Annotated in this window: 19 protein-coding genes and 1 tRNA gene; 10 read left to right on the forward strand and 10 right to left on the reverse strand. The window is 64.0% G+C overall.

All coding sequences use genetic code 11. From position 1 onward, the window contains the following. Nucleotides 1–74: 74 nt before the first annotated feature. Nucleotides 75–827, reverse strand: coding sequence for a M4 family metallopeptidase (locus IPM16_19780; protein ID MBK9125344.1), 753 nt, complete (start codon nt 825–827; stop codon nt 75–77). Nucleotides 828–1,722: 895 nt separating this feature from the next. On the opposite strand from IPM16_19780, the gene IPM16_19785 reads away from it, so the two are divergent. Beyond that, complete coding sequence (locus IPM16_19785; GenBank protein ID MBK9125345.1) at nt 1,723–3,012, forward strand: hypothetical protein; 1,290 nt, start codon at nt 1,723–1,725, stop codon at nt 3,010–3,012. Between the two features lie 780 nt (nt 3,013–3,792). Here the strand turns inward: IPM16_19785 and IPM16_19790 are convergent. The 6 genes from IPM16_19790 to IPM16_19815 all read right to left on the reverse strand — a co-directional run bounded on the left by IPM16_19790 (nt 3,793) and on the right by IPM16_19815 (nt 8,759). After that, nucleotides 3,793–4,734: a PPC domain-containing protein gene (locus IPM16_19790; protein MBK9125346.1), complete on the reverse strand. Its 942-nt coding sequence runs from the start codon at nt 4,732–4,734 to the stop codon at nt 3,793–3,795. A gap of 11 nt (nt 4,735–4,745) precedes the next feature. Then, nucleotides 4,746–5,480 (reverse strand): hypothetical protein, encoded by a 735-nt coding sequence (locus tag IPM16_19795; protein ID MBK9125347.1) that lies wholly within the window; start codon nt 5,478–5,480, stop codon nt 4,746–4,748. 205 nt (nt 5,481–5,685) lie between these two features. Continuing rightward, on the reverse strand, nt 5,686–6,369 hold the full coding sequence (locus IPM16_19800) for an MBL fold metallo-hydrolase (protein ID MBK9125348.1): 684 nt from the start codon (nt 6,367–6,369) through the stop codon (nt 5,686–5,688). Between the two features lie 198 nt (nt 6,370–6,567). Beyond that, entirely contained in the window at nt 6,568–6,852 is a 285-nt protein-coding gene (locus IPM16_19805; protein ID MBK9125349.1) for a phosphotransferase, read from the reverse strand. A 423-nt stretch (nt 6,853–7,275) separates the two neighbouring features. Next, the gene (locus tag IPM16_19810) at nt 7,276–8,235 is read right to left on the reverse strand and encodes a GAF domain-containing protein (GenBank protein MBK9125350.1); all 960 of its coding nucleotides are present in this window, start codon (nt 8,233–8,235) and stop codon (nt 7,276–7,278) included. Continuing rightward, on the reverse strand, nt 8,169–8,759 hold the full coding sequence (locus IPM16_19815; protein MBK9125351.1) for a response regulator: 591 nt from the start codon (nt 8,757–8,759) through the stop codon (nt 8,169–8,171). The genes IPM16_19810 and IPM16_19815 overlap by 67 nt, the downstream gene beginning before the upstream one ends. Before the next feature lie 259 nt (nt 8,760–9,018). On the opposite strand from IPM16_19815, the gene IPM16_19820 reads away from it, so the two are divergent. Then, a tRNA-Ala gene (locus IPM16_19820) sits at nt 9,019–9,092 on the forward strand. A gap of 58 nt (nt 9,093–9,150) precedes the next feature. Continuing rightward, the gene (locus tag IPM16_19825; protein MBK9125352.1) at nt 9,151–9,321 is read left to right on the forward strand and encodes a hypothetical protein; all 171 of its coding nucleotides are present in this window, start codon (nt 9,151–9,153) and stop codon (nt 9,319–9,321) included. 72 nt (nt 9,322–9,393) lie between these two features. Here the strand turns inward: IPM16_19825 and IPM16_19830 are convergent, their stop codons facing one another. Next, nucleotides 9,394–10,080 (reverse strand): hypothetical protein, encoded by a 687-nt coding sequence (locus tag IPM16_19830; protein MBK9125353.1) that lies wholly within the window; start codon nt 10,078–10,080, stop codon nt 9,394–9,396. Then, complete coding sequence (locus tag IPM16_19835; GenBank protein MBK9125354.1) at nt 9,962–10,966, reverse strand: M23 family metallopeptidase; 1,005 nt, start codon at nt 10,964–10,966, stop codon at nt 9,962–9,964. Before IPM16_19835 ends, IPM16_19830 begins: the two co-directional genes overlap by 119 nt. A gap of 979 nt (nt 10,967–11,945) precedes the next feature. Between IPM16_19835 and IPM16_19840 the strand changes: the two genes are divergently transcribed. The 3 genes from IPM16_19840 to IPM16_19850 all read left to right on the forward strand — a co-directional run bounded on the left by IPM16_19840 (nt 11,946) and on the right by IPM16_19850 (nt 14,394). Further along, the gene (locus tag IPM16_19840) at nt 11,946–12,581 is read left to right on the forward strand and encodes a hypothetical protein (GenBank protein ID MBK9125355.1); all 636 of its coding nucleotides are present in this window, start codon (nt 11,946–11,948) and stop codon (nt 12,579–12,581) included. After that, on the forward strand, nt 12,575–13,414 hold the full coding sequence (locus IPM16_19845; protein MBK9125356.1) for a hypothetical protein: 840 nt from the start codon (nt 12,575–12,577) through the stop codon (nt 13,412–13,414). Before IPM16_19840 ends, IPM16_19845 begins: the two co-directional genes overlap by 7 nt. Nucleotides 13,415–13,572: 158 nt before the next feature. Next, the gene (locus IPM16_19850) at nt 13,573–14,394 is read left to right on the forward strand and encodes a hypothetical protein (GenBank protein ID MBK9125357.1); all 822 of its coding nucleotides are present in this window, start codon (nt 13,573–13,575) and stop codon (nt 14,392–14,394) included. A 350-nt stretch (nt 14,395–14,744) separates the two neighbouring features. On the opposite strand, the gene IPM16_19855 is transcribed toward IPM16_19850, so the two are convergent. Next, on the reverse strand, nt 14,745–15,122 hold the full coding sequence (locus IPM16_19855) for a hypothetical protein (GenBank protein MBK9125358.1): 378 nt from the start codon (nt 15,120–15,122) through the stop codon (nt 14,745–14,747). A gap of 31 nt (nt 15,123–15,153) precedes the next feature. On the opposite strand from IPM16_19855, the gene IPM16_19860 reads away from it, so the two are divergent. From IPM16_19860 to IPM16_19875, 4 genes are all read left to right on the forward strand, one after another. After that, a complete protein-coding gene (locus IPM16_19860; GenBank protein ID MBK9125359.1) occupies nt 15,154–15,624 on the forward strand; it encodes a hypothetical protein in 471 nt (156 codons plus the stop codon). Between the two features lie 79 nt (nt 15,625–15,703). Further along, entirely contained in the window at nt 15,704–16,444 is a 741-nt protein-coding gene (locus IPM16_19865) for a DUF4231 domain-containing protein (GenBank protein MBK9125360.1), read from the forward strand. Nucleotides 16,445–16,578: 134 nt separating this feature from the next. Next, nucleotides 16,579–17,154: a hypothetical protein gene (locus IPM16_19870; protein ID MBK9125361.1), complete on the forward strand. Its 576-nt coding sequence runs from the start codon at nt 16,579–16,581 to the stop codon at nt 17,152–17,154. Nucleotides 17,155–17,427: 273 nt separating this feature from the next. Next, nucleotides 17,428–18,573, forward strand: coding sequence for a CoA transferase (locus tag IPM16_19875; protein MBK9125362.1), 1,146 nt, complete (start codon nt 17,428–17,430; stop codon nt 18,571–18,573). Nucleotides 18,574–18,598 lie beyond the last annotated feature (25 nt).

Here is an 18,598-nt window from a genome sequence, read left to right on the forward strand (position 1 = left end):
CGCTGCGCCGCCGACGAGCTGACTACAGCCAGTCACGAGCGCGTTGTACAGGTCGACGTACATCGAGCCCGATGTCAGGAAGCTGGTCTGCGCGCGGTAGAAGACGGCCAGCGTCTTGTCGATGCCGATGCCCGTGACGGTGACGCTGTTTGAAGGTGTCGCCGTCGACCATCAGGTAGGTCGTCTTGTTGCCGATGCCGCTGTTGATGTGCACACCACCAACGTCGAAGTATTCCAGATAGAAGATCGGGCTTTGCGTGCGGTCGGGGGTCGCTCTTGAGTGGCGGATTCTTCATATTGCGGATGCCGCCGGCGACTAGCTCTTCGCCGACGATCCAGCGGTTGGCCGGGATATCCTCCGCCGTGCCGTTACCCAAGTCGAACAGCTCGCCCCAGATGTCGGAGAACGACTCGTTGATCGCACCCGACTCGTACGCGTAGACGAGGTTGCTGGTGAATTCGGTTACGCCATGCGTCGGTTCGTGCCCGACCACGTCGTCGAGCACAATCGTCGTGCCGCAGCCGTCGCCGTAGGCCATCTGCGTGCCGTTCCAGAACGCGTTGCAGTAACCAGTGCGGTGGTGCACGGTCGAAATCAGCTGCATGCCATTGCCGTCAAGGCTATCGCGGCCGTGTTTGACCTCGTACAGCTCGTAGACCTCGCGGGCGAACTCATGGGCGGCGTCGGCGTCTGTGTCAGCACCGCCGACCGTACACGGGTCGTCCGACTCGTCGCACACGAACGTGCCGGGAAGCGTCGTGGTATTGTTGCCGTCGTAGGTTGCCGTCCGGGCTGCCGAGCACGCGCGGGCCGATCGTCGGGGCAAGTGTGGCGGTAGACGGAACGGCACGGGCGGCGTCAGGATCGATCCACGGCGCGGCGTGAATCTTGTTGAAGGTGAACAGCACTTCGCTGGTCGCGGCGTCGGTCAGGACAATCTGGCGCACCGGCGCGCCGGCGGTCGAGACGACTTCGGTCAGCCACGCCAGACGGGGCGCATAGCGCGTCTGCGGGGTGACGATGCGCGCGTCATAGACCACCAACTGCGGCGCCAGCGGCACGAGCGTTTCGCGCAGTTCACCACTGCGAACGGTGGCGTAGTCAAGCGCGGCAGATGCACCGTCGGCCGCGGAGGTCGCCGGCGTCGTGTCGATACTCAGCGCGGGCGAGGTTTCGCCGTTGATCGACAGCAGGCTGCCGTCTTGACGCGCGTTGACGACCAGCGTCGCGCCGTAGACCGGCACACCGTTGATCGTCTGCTGCCAACGCGTGGTGACAATCGGCTGTGCGGCGTCAGTGCTGGTCAGCACGGGGCCAGTGGGCTGCAAGCTGCTGGCCTGTACGCCGAACGCCGGCGCGAACTGCTCAAGCCATGCCGCGGCCCGCTGCTGATCGGACAGGTCGCGTACGGACGCCTGCGCAAGGATGCCCGGCGATGCGGGATCGAACGTGATCCACGATGCAGCCCCGGTTTGACGATGTTGAATGATGTTGGCGGGTGTGACTTGGTTGACTGGTGCAGCAAACGTGGCCGACAACGCGACCACAACCAGCACCCAAATCAGCACACTGACAGCAAGGTGACGCACACTGCGGTAGCTCATAAAAGTTGTGTCCTCTCATTCGGCCTTAACACTATACGCCCGGTCCAGATTCCCGGCAACAAGCACTTATCCAGAAGGAGTACACTGGGGGTGGTAGCGGCATAACTGAGGCGAAACGTGCTGTCGATCGTGTGGGGACTCGTGCGTATTTTGCGGCGGGCGACATGGCTGCTGGTCGTGGCGTTCCTGCTGCGCTACTCGACGATGCCATTGGGCGAGTCGTGGGCGCGCATCGGGCTGCAAATCGGGTCGAACGGGTTCGACTTTGTCGGTTGGACGGTGGACGCGCTGGGCGCGAAGGCAGGGCAGGCGTTGTGGGGCGCGCACCCGTTCATGACCGAGGACGAGCGCACGGCATTTGCCCGCGCGTACTTCACCGACGTGGCACGCGCACAATCGCTCGATGGGAAAATGGCAGTCGTCTACGCGCAGCCTGATCTGACCGATCCTCACGCCGCGACTGCCGGCCTGCGCGCAGAGCGCGACGCGCTGCGGCAGTCGCTGGCAGAACGCCAATCGCTCGCGGAGGCGATTATCGAAGGACAGGTCGCGACGGTGTTGGTCGAGCAAGGATACGGTCTACTCGGTACGCTCGTGCCGCCGATCGCCATGCGCTTCTCGCAAGCGCCAAACCTGCTGGTGATCTCGCCGCGCGATTCGATTCGCATCGACCTCGGCCTGAACGTCGATCCGCTGACCATTGACGAGCGCGCGCAGCTCGAAGCCGCCGTCGAAGCCGCTGAGGACGTCTCGGCGCTGGTCGTGCCGATCGGCGGGATCGCGCTGTATCCGGCGCTCATCCTCGAGACCTCGAACCTGACGTGGGCAGTGGAGACCTTCGCGCACGAGTGGTTTCACCACTACCTGTTCATGTTCCCACTGGGCTGGGAGCTTGACTTCGCGGCCGACTCGCGGCTGATCAACGAGACGGCAGCCAATATGTTCGGCAAGGAGATCGCCGCAGTCGTCTTCGAACGTTACTATCCCGACCTTGTTTCGGGGCGCGCACCGGCGCGGGCAGCACGCGGCAGTGCAACCTTACGCCAGTTCGCGCAAGCCGAACCGTTCGATTTCGGCGCCGAGATGAACGAGACGCGCGTCACGGTCGATGCCCTGCTGGCCGAGGGCAAGATCGAGGATGCCGAGGCGTACATGGCCGAGCGGCAGGCGTTGTTCTTCGATGCCGGCTACCCGATCCGCAAGTTGAATCAGGCATACTTCGCGTTCTACGGCGGTTATCAGGTCGGCGGCGTGCCGGGGATTGCTGGCGAAGACCCGATCGGCCCGGCACTGCGCGATCTGCGCGCGGCCAGCCCGACGCTGCACGACTTCACGACGTTGATCCGCGGCATCACGACACGTGAGGAACTGCTGGAATTGAGGGACAAGGTGTCTGAGGAAAGGTGAAAGGGCAGAGGGATGAGGGCAAAGGTGAAAGACCAATGGCGGCAACTTCGAACCGTCGACCCGCACGTGGGAATACGGCACTGCCGTGTCCCGTATGGCTTCCTGTCGTCTGCGCGGGCGAGCCACCGGCTCGTCTGCCCTTAAACCTGTCCCCTTTTCCCCTCTCCCTTACGGCAGTTCCACACCCACGTGTCGCTGAAGCTGCACGATGTGTCGCTGCGCACGTAATTGACGACCGCGTTGCCCACTTGCCCCGCCTGTGCGAAGCGCGCCGGCAGGTCGAAGCCGCCGACGTGGACCCGGTCGACCCACAGCTCGGTGCGCGTGCCGATCTTGGTGACGATCAGCGTGTGACGCTGCCCTCCGGCGAACGCCTCGTTTTCGCCGAACAGCCCGGGCGAGAAGTTCGCGCCGTCGCGCGCGCTGATCCCGTAGCCGCCCTGCCGGTCGAGGAATGCAACGACGTGCTGGGTATCGCTTAGATTCGCGAGCAGCAAGCCGCACCCAACCAGCGCATCCGGCACCGCTGTGGTGAGCGTGAACGTCGTATAGGCCACATAGTCGGTGAAGGTTACGCCGCGCCCCAACAGTACCCGGTTGACGCCCGGTTCGATTTGTCGTCCAGAGCTTTCCGGCACGGTGAGCGAGGCGCGCCCGCCGGTGGGGATGACGAGGCGGCGTTCGAGTTCCTGCACCGTGAGCGCCTGCCCGCCCGGCACGATCTGCGTGGGCATTACGTCGATCTCGCCGACCTTCAGCGGGCGCGTCACGATCAACTCGTCAAAGGCGACGGTGATCCCTGCGCCGATGGCGTCGGGCGTGGCGGCGAATAAGCCGACCGTGCCGCTTTCCGGGCCGCCGCCGGTGTCGAGCGCTTGACCGACCCACGCGCCGTTCACCAGCACGTCGAACGCGGGGCCGTTCGCCAATACGCCGACCGTGAACTGCGTCACGCCGGCTTGAATCGCGGGATGGAAACGTCCAGTCGCGGATCTGGCGGGGTTCGCCCTCGGCCGGGAAATAGTCCATGCGCCACGATCCGCCGTCACCGAGCATTAGCCCGTACGCGCCGTCCGGCGTGCCGCGCAGGGTGAGGCCGGCGCGCCAACCTGATGGCCCGCGTACGACGCTAATTCGTGCGGATGCGAAGAATGTGCCGAACGTCGGCCCGTTGCCATCTAGGATAGGCACCGGGACACGCACGCCTTCGACCGTTACGCGAAGCTGGCCGTCCTGTGTTTCAAGTACCGCGCCCGTATCGCCGGTCTCGCGCCAGCGGCCCGCACTGTTGAACGACTCGTTCAAAGCAGGGTCGGCATACCCCGGCATGAAGGAAAGCGTATACGTGCCGATGGTCTGGCCAAAGCCGTAGACCGCGATTGAATAGGTGTCGATACGCGGAAGCGTCGCCGCTTGAATCAGCGCGTCGCGCCGGCCGGGGTAGGCGAAGTCGTCGTTGCTGGCGAGGATCTGTCCGCTGGAATTGCGCAGTTCGATGATCGGGTCGAGCGTGCCGCCGCTGGTGACCAGCACCGATACGATCCCCCCTTCGAGGCCGCCGAACGTCCACAAGTCGGTCGCACCCGGGACGGTCAGTTCGCCTTCATACGGCACGAACGGCTCGATGGGGGTTGACTGCGCGTATGTGAGCGCCGTCACCTGAACGCCGAGCAGTACAGCCAGCCCGGCGGTCAGCAGGCGCGCGACGAGGGGGAGTCTCACGCCGCGCCGCCTTACTCCGAGATCATCCACGCCGGGAATTCACGCCCCAGCGCGTCGAGCGCCTCGATGAAGTGGGCCTTGCTGAGTTCGCCGCCGTCATTCCAGCGCGCATATTCGGCGGTGCGCAGGCGGCGCTGTTGACCGGCCAGACGCAGGTCGCCCTGATCTTTCTGCTTGGCGGGTGTCAGCACCGCAAAGTGGCTGTTAAGCGGCAGTAGATTAAAGTCGTCCGGCGACATGAAGGTGTAGACCGGCAGGTAGAGGTCATCCTGATGCAGCGCCAGCGCAACGACGAACCAGCCCTTCGGCACGCGCGTGCGCCGGCTGATTGTGAAGCGCCACGCCAGTACGTTGACGTGCTGTGCGCCGTCGATTTCGGTCGGCGTCCCTTTGCCGGTGAGCCGGATGGTCGAGCCGTCGATTTCGAACGTCCGCCCGGATGGCCAGCGGCGCTTGAGGCCGCCTTCGACCGCCCGCGTGAGCAGCATCGCGACGCCGATCGCGATGGCTACGCCGATCAGGTTGATCGCCCCGCCCTCACCCTGCGGGAACAGCAGCGTGATGATGATGTACGTCAAGATGCCGCCAATGACGAACGTCAGGATGACGGCAAGCCGCAGCAACCCGTGTTCAGGGTCGACGGGCCAACGGCGGGCCGCGGTGGTTGCAGCAGCGGGAGAAGCGTGGTCGGTCACGGTCATGGCGCGTAACGGTTCGATAACGGTCAGACCGCGATAGCTTAACACAGCCTACGGGGCGCGAGTAGGGGCCGGCGGTTGGAAAGCGGTTAGGGGTCGGGCCCGCGTTGGGGATTGCGCTTTCACACTTCCACAAGGGCTTTACACGCCTTGACCCTTTCTCTACGGAATTGACCTGCGGGCTAGCCAGTTCCGCGGGAAGGGAGTCCAGAAGGCGAAGGCCTTCTGGTAGGGTGTGGGGCAGCCCCCCAGATCACAAACCGCGCGAAGCCACGAACTTGTCAAGCCGGGCGGCGGCCCTGCTCAGGATCGGCGGCCCGTGGCCAAACAGCAGCGCGTCCGGCTTGAGCGGCGCGATCCGCGTCTTGACCAAACTTCGCCGCACATCGCGCGGCTGACCGTCGCCATCGGCAGCGGAAAGCGCAGGCCGAGGGTGTGCAGCATGACGTCGCCGGTGAACAGCATCCGCCGATGGGGCGACCAGTACGACAGGTGCCCGAGCGTATGCCCCGGCGTCGCCACCGCGACCAGCCCGCCCAGCACCTCGTCGATCACGTCGCCGTCGTGCAATTCGCGGGCGACCGGCGACGGTGAAGAACTGGCGCGGCAGTACGTTGATGCGGTGGTTGGTCGGGCGAGGCTGTTCGGCTGTGCCACGCATCACGTCCGCCTCTGCGGCGGAGACCATGATCGCTGCGCCGGTGAGGGCGTTCAAGGCGTGCGCGCCGCCGCCATGATCGACGTGCGCGTGCGTGATCACGATGCGCTTAATGTCGCTGGCTTTGAATCCGGCGGCTTCAATCTGCGCGACAATGCGCGGTGCGGCTTGCTCAAGCCCGCTGTCGATGAGCGTCAATCCGTCCGGGTCGCGGATGGCGTACACGCGCCCGACCATCAGCCCGGTGAACCCGTAAATGCCGTCCAGCAGTTCGATCATGACCCCACCGCCCGTAGTGCCGCGCGGATGAACTGATCCGCGTCTGCGACCATCGCCCGCTCGCGTTCAGGCCGACGCCCCACAGCGGGATGCGAGACACGTCGAATGCTAATCGAGAGATCCCAGTAAGGCAAATCGGTGGTATCAAGGCCAGACATCTCCGCCGCGTAGACCTTCGTAAATGCGCGCAGCGCGTCGTCACCGAACGCCCACAGCAGTTCCAGCCGCGATGGCGAGGTCGGCAAGCGGGTCGCCGAACGCAGCGTCCTCCCAGTCGACCACACCGGCGAGCTGGTCGCCCTCCCAGATCAGGTTGCCGATCCAGTAGTCGCCGTGCAGGATCGTTTCCCGGTTGCGGGCGGGTCGTGACCAGTCCGCTCGGACGACGCCAGCACGCGTTCCGCGTCCACGAGATGCGCCAATTCTCCCGGCGTGTGCTGCACATGCCGCCGGATCGATCGGATAGTGTTCGAGGAACGGCACGGCGGCGCGAGGGGATATCCGCGCAGTGGATCTGCGCCAGCGTCGCCGACATTGTGGTGGCAGTCGTCAGGGTCACGCGGTGCGGCAATGGTCTCGCCATCGATGTACGACTGGATCAGGTACGGAGATGGCAGCATGTCGCCGCTGGTGTCCAGCGCAAGCGGCTCCGGCACCGGCAGCCCGGCGCCAATAGCGCCTTGAGCAGCGCGAGTTCGTGAGCGGTCACGTCCGGGTTGCGGGCGAGGTCGCGCGGCCCGTGCTGGCGGACGACGACGGGTGCCGGGCACCTGTCGAATCGGCCAGTTCCATCGCCGTGACCTGCGCCGATACGCCGCCCTCCAGCGGCCATGCGCGAACCAGCCGCGATGACGGGAAGTGCCGCGCGGCAACCCGCTCGAACGGCGTGCCGGCCATCGCGGCGGACTAGTCCTGCGGGGCCGGACGGACGATGGCGTTGAACGTGCCGGTCGCGGTGACCGTCGCGCCCAGGTCGTCGCTGGCGGTCACCTCAAACGCGCCGGTCAGCGGCTCGATCGACGTCAGGGTCGAGCGGCCTTGAAGCACGTTGGCGTAGAGGGCAAACGGCAGGATCGAATCGGCCGGCGGAATATCGTCTGTAATGGACACGCCGACGAAGCGCACCCGCTGCTGCGAGTCGTACGCCGACAACAGCGATGCGATGCTGTGCGTGCCGACCACGATGTCGTGCGGGAGCACGAGGTTGACGGCGTAACGTTCGCCTTCGAGATAGAGCGCGATACCGATATCCGGATCGTTAACGGACGCAGCGGTGCCGGAGAGAGATTGGTCGATGGCGCCCGTGAGGGTCGGCACGGAAATCGCCTGCGCTGCCGAAATCGCCGGTGTCGACGTTGAGCGGGCGGGCAGCAGGGAGACGGACGGCGCGCACGCCGTCAGCACAGCGGCCAGCACGACCAACATATTGGCGGCAAGCAGGCGGAGCACAGCGGCTCGTGCTACGGAGTTGTTGCTGCGCAGCATGTCGAGGTTGCGGGCGTTTTCAAGCGCGATCGCCGCATAGTCCGACAACGCGCTGAGCAGCGCCGCGTGATGGGTAGTGAACTGCGGAGAATCCGGGCTGAGGTTGCGGATTCCCATAGCGCCCAGCACGCGATCTTGAATCATGACCGGCACATAAGCGGCGGAGTTGGGGGCGCCGGGGATGCGCTTGAGGCGTTCGGCGTCGGCCACCAGCGAGCGCGCATTCTTGATCGCCATCGCCGCGAGCGGATCGGTGGCAACGACGTTGGCCGGTACGGCCCGGGTCTGATCCTTGCGCTTGGCGGCACGGCAGGTCAGATGGTCGCCATCGCGCGAGCATGAGATACGCCTCTTCGGCGCCGGTGGTTTGCACGGCGGCATCGAGCAGGCGCGGCAGCAGTTGTTCCATCGGCATGAGCTGGGCGACGCTCTTGCCCGTGCTGTACAGCACGTTCAAATTCGTTGACGCGCGCCTGCAGCTCCTTGTTGGACTGCATCATGCGCTCGATCAGCGCGTCCTTTTCCTTCTTGAGCCGGCTTTCACCGAGGCTTTTCTCGATGGCGCGCAGCATCTCGTCCGGGTAAAACGGCTTGATAACATAGTCTTTTACGCCCATCCGGTACACTTCGACGGCGATGTCCTCGGAGCCGTGGAAGGTCATCAGGATGACAGGGATGTCGCTGTTGTTGGCATTGAGCTGGCGCAGCACCTCCATGCCGTCCATGCGCGGCATGTTGAGGTCAAGCAGGATCAAATCCGGCTTGTTGCGGAGCGCCATTTGCAGACCTTCGACACCGTCACGCGCGCTCATGGGCTTGTACCCGTTCGGGACAAGCACATAATCGTTGAGGAAGTGGTGGTTCTGCTGAGCGTCGTCTACGATGAGGATGGTTTCGCCAGCCACGGTCCCGCCTCGTGTGGTTCGCTTGATAAACGTGATGAATAACATTGCAGCCAAAATGATGCCCTATTGTAGCGCAGTTTCGGGTTTTGGCGCGATTGAGAACCCGGCGCGCATCCGACGCCACCCCTGAATCAGCGGCGGATGAACATTTGGTGACGGGTTGTTAGAAAGATGCAAAGTACCGCACACAAAACGCGAGTTCCGGGTGTAGAGTCAGCATTGACAGCGTTATTCAGGGGTTAGACTCCTGAACTCATGCGGGCCTATAGCTCAGTTGGGGAGAGCGCTTCAATGGCATTGAAGAGGTCATGAGTTCGAGTCTCATTAGGTCCACACGATGACCCCCCGGCCTGCGCTGCGGGGTCGTTTGTTTAGTCAGAGAGGCGATGCCATGGCTAGCACCAAAGAGAAGCGGAACGTGCTTGACGATTTGGTCGACGGTGCGCGCGAGATTTTCGAGGCGCTCGACCGCCTGTTGAACCCCGGCAAGCGCCCCAAGCCGCAGCCGATCCCCATTCCCGTGCGTTCCAACCCTCCGCGGCACGATCCACGCCGGCGTTAGTTCTATCCATTCACGCTTAACAACAGCGCGCCCAAATCGGCGCGCTGTTTTCATTGTCAGGCGGGTTACGGGCTACCCGCCCACCTCCAGCAGTGTGAGCTCGCGGGTGGAGATGTCGCGGAAGGCGACGCGCGTCCTGTCGGCGTTGACCGCCCAGTCGCCGTTCATGATCTTGAAGGGCGCGGTCGAAAGCGGCGTCATAACCCGCGTGTTCAGGTCAACATGATGCAGCGCGTGCGCCGCTGCGCCCGGCTCCAACGGGATCGCGTACAGCTCGTCGCTGTCGCGCCAGCGCCAACTGCCGAAGAACGGCAGCCGCTGCGCCGGAGCGCCCGGCTCGGTGCGGATCGCGTACACGCCCGAGGCGTTCGGGTCGGGCTGATTGGTCGCGTAGAACACGACGTACTGCCCGCCGGGGCCGACGTTCGTTCCGCGCACCCACGACCAACGGCCTAACTCGTACTGCTCGCCGGTCTGCGCGTCGATGACGATCATCGTCGTCACGCGGTCGTCGCCCGGCACGGTCACCAGCACACGGCGGTCGTCGAGCCACTGCGCGTTGGCGCCCGGCGCGCTGAACAGATCGAAGGTGCCGCCGCCCAGCACGCCGGCGACACGCACGACCGCGGGCGCACGCTGTTCACCGGGGACGGTTGGGCGCGTGCTCACCCACAACAGCCGGCTGTTGTCGGCGCTGAAGGCTGGCAGCGCCCCACCCGTGTTGAAGCGGAACTCGCGCCCTTCGGAATCGAACAGCACGGCGTCCTGCCCCTCGACGCGGCCACGCCACGTCCAGTCCGGCGAGCGATGCTCGGGCGGCGCGGGTTCGACCGTTTGGTTCAGACTGGGCGCCGCCAGATCCCACCGCATCACCTGTGCCGGCTGACCGGACAGCCCGTCGATGGAGTAGAGGCCGCCCGCGTCGGTCGGATGCCACCAGTTCTGCCAGCAGCACTGCGCGCTGCCAATTGTGCGCGCTGACCACTGCCCGGCCGGAGACAGCGGAGGCAGATCTTTCCAGCGGACCAGCGCTGTTGGGTGCGTTGTCGGCGCCCGTGCGCGGGAACACCGACCGGTAGGCGTTGAGGCGCGGGCCGTAAAACCGCACGTCCGGCTGATCGTCCAGCGACATCCACCGCCCGGGGTTCTCCATATCGCCTTGGAACAGGTTGCCGCTGTAAGCGCCGACCAGTGCCAGTGTATGCCAGTCGACGTCGATCCAGTCGATCGGGTTGAAGGTGGTCTGGTAGTCCAGCGAGCGCACCTCGAAATGCAAGTGCGGGCGCGAGAAGCACGTCGAGTCGGGGTCGCCGCTGACGCCGATCTGTTCGCCTTGCACGACCTGCTGGCCGGGCGACACCGGCGCGCGCCCCTGCAAATGCCCGTACAACGTCGTGACACCGAGTTGGTCGTGCCGCACGATCAAATTGTGGCCTGCGCCGAAGCCGAGATCGTCGACGAACGCGATGACCCCGTCCGCCACAGCCACCAGCGGTGTACCGCACGGCATGCTGACGTCGATGCCGAAGTGCAGCCCCTGTCCCGCGCGATACCACGCGTCGCCGAAATTGTAAGCACCGGGCGTGTTGCCATACGCCTGCCCGAACAGCCATGTCGACGGGCCGGGCGGTGACGCGACCGGCATCACCATCGGCTTCCGATCGACTGCGCGCGCGCCTGCGCCGGTATAAGGGCCAGTACGGCCAGCATAAGAATCATCAAGAATCGCATCGGCGTTCCCTCGATACGTGCGATGGGCGTGAGGATTATTGCCGGACAGGATGAAAGGCGCATGATTGCGAAGGGATACGGTTGAGAAGAAGTCAGCTTTGTGTCGACAGACCGCGAATCTTTGCGCGAATCTCCACAGATTACTGTACACTCTCATCAGCGCAAGCGCGGGGTCGTGGACGAGGCAATCTCCAACCGTCACGATCCAGCGCGTAACCTAATTGGGTTCATGTCAGAACCGTCGACAACGCTTCAGAACCGCAGGGGAACGACGCCGAAACAACGTGACGGTGCGCTTGACGTTGCTGGGGACAGGCCACAGCCCGCTGCGCTGCCGCTCGACGTCAGTCACATGCTGCAGATGCAGCGCATGATCGGCAACCGAGCGCTAACGCGCATGATTCAGCGCGAAGACGGGCCGGGCGGTGCAGGGACCAGGGTGGCGGGGTTGCGGTTGCGCAGCGCCAGCCTACGCCCGTACAACTGCCGCTGTTCAAGGCCGGCGATTATGTGTCAGCGGTCGTCGAGGGACAGATCGAATACCCCGACCCGAACGCCGATCCGAACGCACCGTCGCCGGTGCTGAGCGCGGGCGACTTCGGCCATACGCTCAAGAAGGGCGCGGTCGAGTTCAGCGCCTCGTTGATGAAAGTACCCAATCCACTGGACGAGACCGTCAACGAATGGCTGGGGCTGGGCCAAAACGTCAAGGTCAGCAGCTCCCTCACGGCATTCAAGCTCGCGGCCGATACCAGCATGGCCGACCTCAAGGATGTCGATGCCAGCGTGAACCTCGGCGAGATCGAGCTGGCGCTCAGCGGTAAGTTCGACCACACCACCATGCAGACGTCGTGGGGCAGAAGCTCTTCGGCGGAACAGCGCTCGGCCGCGCTATGGCAAAGAAGACGGCCGTGTTCGTCGGGACGATCAAACTTAGCCTTGCGCTGCCGGCCGAGGACGCGCTGCGGCTGGCGCAGATTGCGGCGCATCACAAGCAGCTTCGCGCGATGGCGTTCCAGAACAAGGTTTGGCTCAAGCACATCCGCGATCTGAAGGGGCGGCTCAAGCAGTTGGAAGCGGCGTGGAAGACCGCCGACGGCTTCACCCGAATCAACCTCGCAAAGCAGTTCGCAGAGGTGCGCAGCGGCTTGAAGGCGTTGGGCAAGAAGGTCGCCAAGAACAAGAAGCTGGCACGCAGGCTGCTCGGCGAGGCGGTGCGCTGGGCCAAGGCCATGAGCGCCGTCCTCAAGAAGACGCTGGCGCGCTTTGTGCCGATCCTCAATGCGTACTTCCTCGTGACCGACACGATCAAGGCGATCGAGGTCATCTACGGGTTGATCACCGGCAAGGGGTACAGCTTCGGCGGTGAGGAAGGCGGCAGCGGCGAAGGCGAAGAAGCCGCGGGTGGTGGCGATGCTTCCGAAGGCGAAGGCACGACCAGCGGTGTGGCTGGCGACGATGCCGAATTCGCCGGCATCGAAGATCAAGAGGCGGGGGCGGCGACGCCTACAGTCAGCCGGTCGTGCTGAACCCGAACGCGGCGCTCGTCTTCGAGATTCTCAAGGATCGGACAGGCAGCAAGCTGGGCGGCACCGATCTCGCGGCGCTCGACAGCATCGTGCCGGCCGATATGAACGCGCAGGACATGGAACGGCTTTTGTCCGCGCTGCAAACCTCCAAGCTGTCGAGCAAGCCATTCAAGGCGCTGACGCAGGTGATGACCCTCGCTAAACGGGCGCGTGACGCCGCGGCTGTCGACCCAGACAAGGCTGGCGGAACGGGCGGTGGCGCAGGCGGTGGAGTCGGGCAGTGCGTCGGCCCCGGTGAGGGCGGCGAGGAGCAAGGCGGCGAGGTCGAGTCGGAGAACGACCAGACATACGACGAGACACCTGCCAACAGTCAGCAGACGGAGCAGGTCGAACTGGGCGCGGACGAACAGCCCGACTCGCCCAATCCTGCCCCGAAGGAGAACGGACAGGCCGCGCCGCCGCAGATCGATCCCGACATCCGCGCGTTCATGACCCGCGCGCTGGCGGCGATCGAAGGGCAGGGACTGGGCGGCTATGCCGAGTTCGACGGCGGCGTCTCGTATAACGGGCTTTCGGTCGGCGATGTATTCAACGGCATGGCTGCCGTGCAGGTCGCGACGCAGGTGCGCGATGCCGAGGGTCAGGTGACGACTCAGGACATCTGGTACGGCGGCGAAGCCAAGTTCAAGGTGCTGGCCAAACTCCCCAACGGCCAACTCGACGTCATCCGCTCGGTGATGCAGGCGTACAACAAGTACGGCCGGTTCGTTGGGACTGTCGCCGCAGCGCGCATGACCGTCGGCTACAGAGGCGAGCTGCAGCTCGAGCCGTAAGTTCCCCGACGTCCGAAATCAAACCCTACGCTGCCCGCGTGCATATACTGGGTGTGTACACGCACCGGTGAGGACTCCACGTGGAAGACCCGCACAATCCTTGTGGCCTGCTGTGATACACTGCTTGACAGTGTTGAAACAGTAGGAAAGGCACTCGGATGATCCGCACAGTTTCAATATGCATGGTCGTTTTCTGCATTTTGACGCCTGCTCTCCTCCTCGCGCAGCAGCCAACCGAATTGACTTGGACTTACTACTCAGAGCGCGGCTGGTTGCCGATCTATCTCTCACTGAATGAAGACAGGACCCTTTCAGGCGTCTGCATATTTCGGCCCAGAGATGAATGGGCAATGTGCGATCTAGGGCAGTTCAATCTGGAGGAGAACCTATTAATTCGAGAGCCCTACATTGGCGAACGAATGAGCGGCGAGGATTGGAACCGAATTCGATACGATATCGAGCTTGTTGTGTCCGGAGATCTCTCTGACAATATGAGATTCTTCTGTAGCAATTACCAACTCAATGACGACAGTTGGAACTACTACTTCTCATGCAATGAAATGCTTGGTGTTGTGATCGAAACACTTGCCGAGAACGATGCCAGGTATGCGTTGGAAGACGTACATCTCGCAGTCGCAAGTGAGTGGGATCTTGTTTCCGCCCGAATTGATGTGTCGACGGGAGACGTAGAAGGTGTATGTACCTTAGGCTATGACACATGGGCAACTTGTAAGCCGCGGCTCGTCATACAGCCCGACTCGGAAATCATTCAAGATTGGGAAGTCTTGGAACCCCGTGGCGAAGTACCCGATGACTACAGTCTGCAGTCAGTTGTGTACTCGGCTGACCCCGTAGCAACTCGTCTCCTGTGTGTCAGGTCAAGTTTCACGACCCCGGAACACGTGTTCTTCGAGGATTGCACAGAGCAGCTTGGATTCGTCGAAGACCCGGACTCCATGACTGCGACTCCAGAATCTTAGGCTTACGACTGCTTCAGATATCTGAAGCCGACTGCTCGCTATCAACATGCGTTGTAGTCAATTGTGGCGCCGTCAGGGCATAGACCCGTTGAGTAGCCACTGTCATACACAGTGTCAGTGTGCACAACCACGTTCACGCTTGTGTATCCCTACCTTATGAGTAGAGCAGTGCCGATCTATGGGAGGTGATAATGACTTCTAGGCCCCATTGGCCCTGAATTGCACATGCAGAGGTCGTCGCCGGCGAGTGGCGCCTGGTCGTCGCTGTCGAGCAGTAATCGCATCCACCCCCTTCCAACCAAGCGAGCCGCGGCAGGTCCGCGCCTCTGTGCGTTCCCCTCGGCGTCGTTTCAATGCTGAAACGTGCGCACGAATTTGCGCACGTTCGTGCGCCGCGCCGCGGTACGGGTGCTAGAATGGGGAACAGCGATCAGGAGGCCGCCATGTTTCGATCCATCGCCAGCATGTTCAACCGTATCGGTCGCGATCTGCGTGCGCGGCGCAATCTCGAAAGCTACCTCGTCGCAGTGGTGGCGGGGATTGTTGCGGTGGTAGGCCTGATTGACGACGTCGTTCCCGATTCGGTCAAGATGTCCGTAATCCTCGGTGCGCTCGGCTTGCTGGTGTTCAACATGTCGCGCCCGGTCGAAGGCAAGGCGTCGATCGAAGACTACCTGCACAGCCGCCCGGAACTCGGGAATCTGCCGGATCGCATCAAAGGCGCGCAAGCTGTGGATTTATGCGCCGTCCGCCGCCAACGTGCTGGCCGGCCCGAACCTCGACGCGATCCGCCAGTCGGTCCTTTCGCAGCGCGGGGGCGAGCTGCGGGTGATCATTCAGGACCCGAGCAAACCGGAAGCGGTCGCGCTGCTTTCCGAACAGCTCGACAAGTCGGTCGACTTTCAGCATCAGCACCTGCCGGAGGAGATCGCCAACACGCTGAAGAAGTTCGCAACCCTTCGCAGTTGGAACACACTGGGCAGCTTCGAGGGCCGGCTGCTGCCGTACTCGCCCGGGTGCAGCATGGTGCTGATCGACCCGGACAAGGCCAGCGGCACGGCCATCATCGAACTGTACGGATGGCACTTGCAGTCGACCAGCGACCGCATGTCGATCGAGATTCAACAGGCGGTGTCGCCGCGCTGGTTCGGCTATTGGGTCGAGCAGTTCGAATTCATGGGGCGATGCGGCACCCGCCGCCCCGCCCCCAGAACGGAGTCGTACGGCTAGCGCGGCCGCGTTTGCCAAGACTTCCGTTCCTGCGCCATACTGAAGAGGGCTACGCAAGTCATCCAAGGAGGGACGACTTATGGCGTCGAATCCACCACCCATCGACCAACCCGGTGAAACGCCTCCGCCGCCGATCCCCGAGGCGCCGCCGCAGCGTCCGCCGAGTCAGCCGCAGAAGCCGCCGCGCTACGAACCGCCCGGAGCCAATCACGCAGGAAACGCGCAAGACGCGCGGTGGGTTCCGGAGTGGTTCAAGTACATGCCGAAGTTCCGCTTCAACGATTCCGACGAGTCGGCCGCGTTTCAACTGCTGCCGGAAGACGACTTGAACGAGATGCTCGCCACCTGTACGCCGGAGGCGGCACAGTCCATCCTCCAAGACCTGCACGTACTGGATAAGGAAGTGCTGCGGCTGTTCCGCCGGCTCGACTACGAAGCGGCGCGGCAGCAGAATCGTTACAGGCGCTCGCAGTTGATGTACGCGCTGCTGGCGCTGGCCGCGACAATCGTCGGCTCGATCATGGCGCTAACGCTGGAGTCGGCCCCGCGGCTGACGCCGTGGCTGGGCGGCATTGAGACCATCATCGCCGGTCTGACGTCGTTCATCGCCGCGTTGACTGCCGACGAGCCGCCGCAGCAGTTGTGGTTGCAGAACCGCCTCAAGGCCGAGCACCTGCGCCGCGAGTACTTCCGCTACCTTATGCGCCTCGAACCTTATGATGGCGTCGAAGACCGCTTCGATCGCGAAACGCTGCTGGCCAAACGTGCTGCTGACATCAACCGCGGCTTCTTCCCGGAATCCCCGGTCCAGCCGAAGTAGGGGGAACGCCACATGGTAAACCGTCAGGAACTGGAAGTCCGTTACAAGATCTTGACCGCTTCGCGCTCGGCGATCAGCGCCACTACTATCAGAGCAAGCTCGACCCGTTCCGCAAGGCGCGCGGGCAGGTCAATATGATCCGCGCGTCGATGGGTCTCGCGACCGTCGTCGCGACCGTGTTCGCGATCACCATGGCCCCGTCGGCATTCAACGAAACCTGCACCGAGGCGATCCGCGCCGTGTCGACCGCGCAGCTTTCCGGCGGGATCGAGAGCGCCGCGGCGGCGACCGTCCAGCAGTTGTCGAACTGCCGCAGCATGCAGTTGTGGACCAGCATCGCCGCCGGCCTATCGATCATCTTTCCGGCCATCGGCGGCTTCTTCGGCGCGCTGCTGGGCGTGTATCAGTGGGATAAGTTCGTGCAGATTTACAAGGACGCGCAGGAGAGCCTTGAGGCCGCCGACGCCCAACTGACCGACCGCATCAGCGACATCGACGACGAGCGCTTCATCTCGGCCTATATCGCCTATACCGAAGGCACGCTGGAGGTGATGGCGTCCGAGACGTCGCAGTGGGGCCAATCGGTCAAGACGCCGGCGCAGATCGAGGCGTTCGTCAAACGACAGGTCGAGCGTGCGTCGCGCGCCCAGCGCGGCATCACCGGCGAAGGCGGCAAAGAGTTCGAAAACCCGGACGGCTCGTTCGGCTAAACCAAGCGTTGAATGCGCCGAGTCGGTGTTTGTAGGTTCGTCGCGTCGCGTGACCTCACCCCCGTCTTGCTTTGCTCGACTCCCCCTCTCCATGGCCATGGAGAGGGGGCGGGGGGTGAGGTAATTCGAAAATCGGACACACGAGACGCGGTACATTTGAGTCCGCAGGTACGCCCTGAGTGCTGAGAAGTTGATGCGAGTCATCGCTCACCACACGTCGCAGCAGTTTCAAGTCAGTCTCGCTGCTTGCACCGCACAGGCTAGGAGCCCCCGGTGTCGTTAGAGGGCGTGCGCGTCCTGGACTTTTCGCGCGTGCTGGCCGGCCCGTACTGCACGATGCTGTTGGGCGACCTCGGCGCGGATGTCGTCAAAGTCGAAAGCCCGCAGGGCGACGAGACGCGCCAGTGGGGCCCGCCGTGGGCCGGTGACGGCCCCGACCGCCAGAGCGCGTATTACCTGTCGGTCAACCGCAACAAACGCAGCATCGTCCTGAACCTCAAAGACCCGGACGGCCAGCGCATCGCCCGCGCACTGGCCGTCCGCGCGCAGATCGTGGTCGAGAACTTCAAGCCGGGGCAGATGGCCCGTTTCGGCCTCGACTACGACACTCTGCGCGCCGACAACCCCGCCGTGGTCTACGCCAGCATCACCGGCTACGGACAGACCGGCCCGTACGCTGACCGCCCCGGCTACGACCACGTGATTCAAGCCATGTCCGGCCTGATGTCGATCACCGGGCCGCCGGACGGCCCCGGCTATAAGGTCGGCGTGGCGGTGGCCGACGTGTTCACCGGCCTGTTCGCCCTGAGCGCGATCCTCGACGCCCTGCGCGACGCCGAACGCACCGGACAGGGCCGGCATCTCGACCTCGCGCTGCTCGATTCGCAGCTATCCGCGCTCGTCAATGTTGCCAGCGCCGCATTGGTCAGCGGGCAGACCCCGCGCCGCTACGGCAACGCCCACGCGACCATCGTCCCGTATCAGAACTTCGACGCGGCGGATGCGCCGTTCGCGCTGGCGGTCGGCAACGACGGGCAGTTCGCCGCGTTGTGCCGCATCCTCGACCGCCCCGATCTCGCGTCCGACCCGCGCTTTGCGACCAATCCGGCGCGTGTGACCCACCGCGACGCGCTGATCGCCGAGCTTGCGCCGGCATTCGCGTCACGTCCGGCAGCGTATTGGGTCGAGGCGTGTCTGGCGGCGGGGATTCCGGCGGGGCCGGTGAATACAGTGACGCAGGCGTTGGAGAGCGAGCACGCGGCGGCGCATCATCTCGTGCGCGACGTCACGCTGGGGAACGGCACGCCGATCCGGTCGGTGGCGTCACCGCTGCTGCCGGACGCTCCCGGCGCGATTCGCTACCCGCCGCCGCTCCTCGGCCAGCACACGTCCGAGGTGTTGGGCGAGTGGCTGGGGTGAGATCACATCGCCCGGATCAAATGCA

It is taken from the genome of Candidatus Flexicrinis affinis (assembly GCA_016716525.1).
In the GTDB taxonomy this organism is placed as follows: Bacteria; Chloroflexota; Anaerolineae; order Aggregatilineales; family Phototrophicaceae; genus Flexicrinis; species Flexicrinis affinis.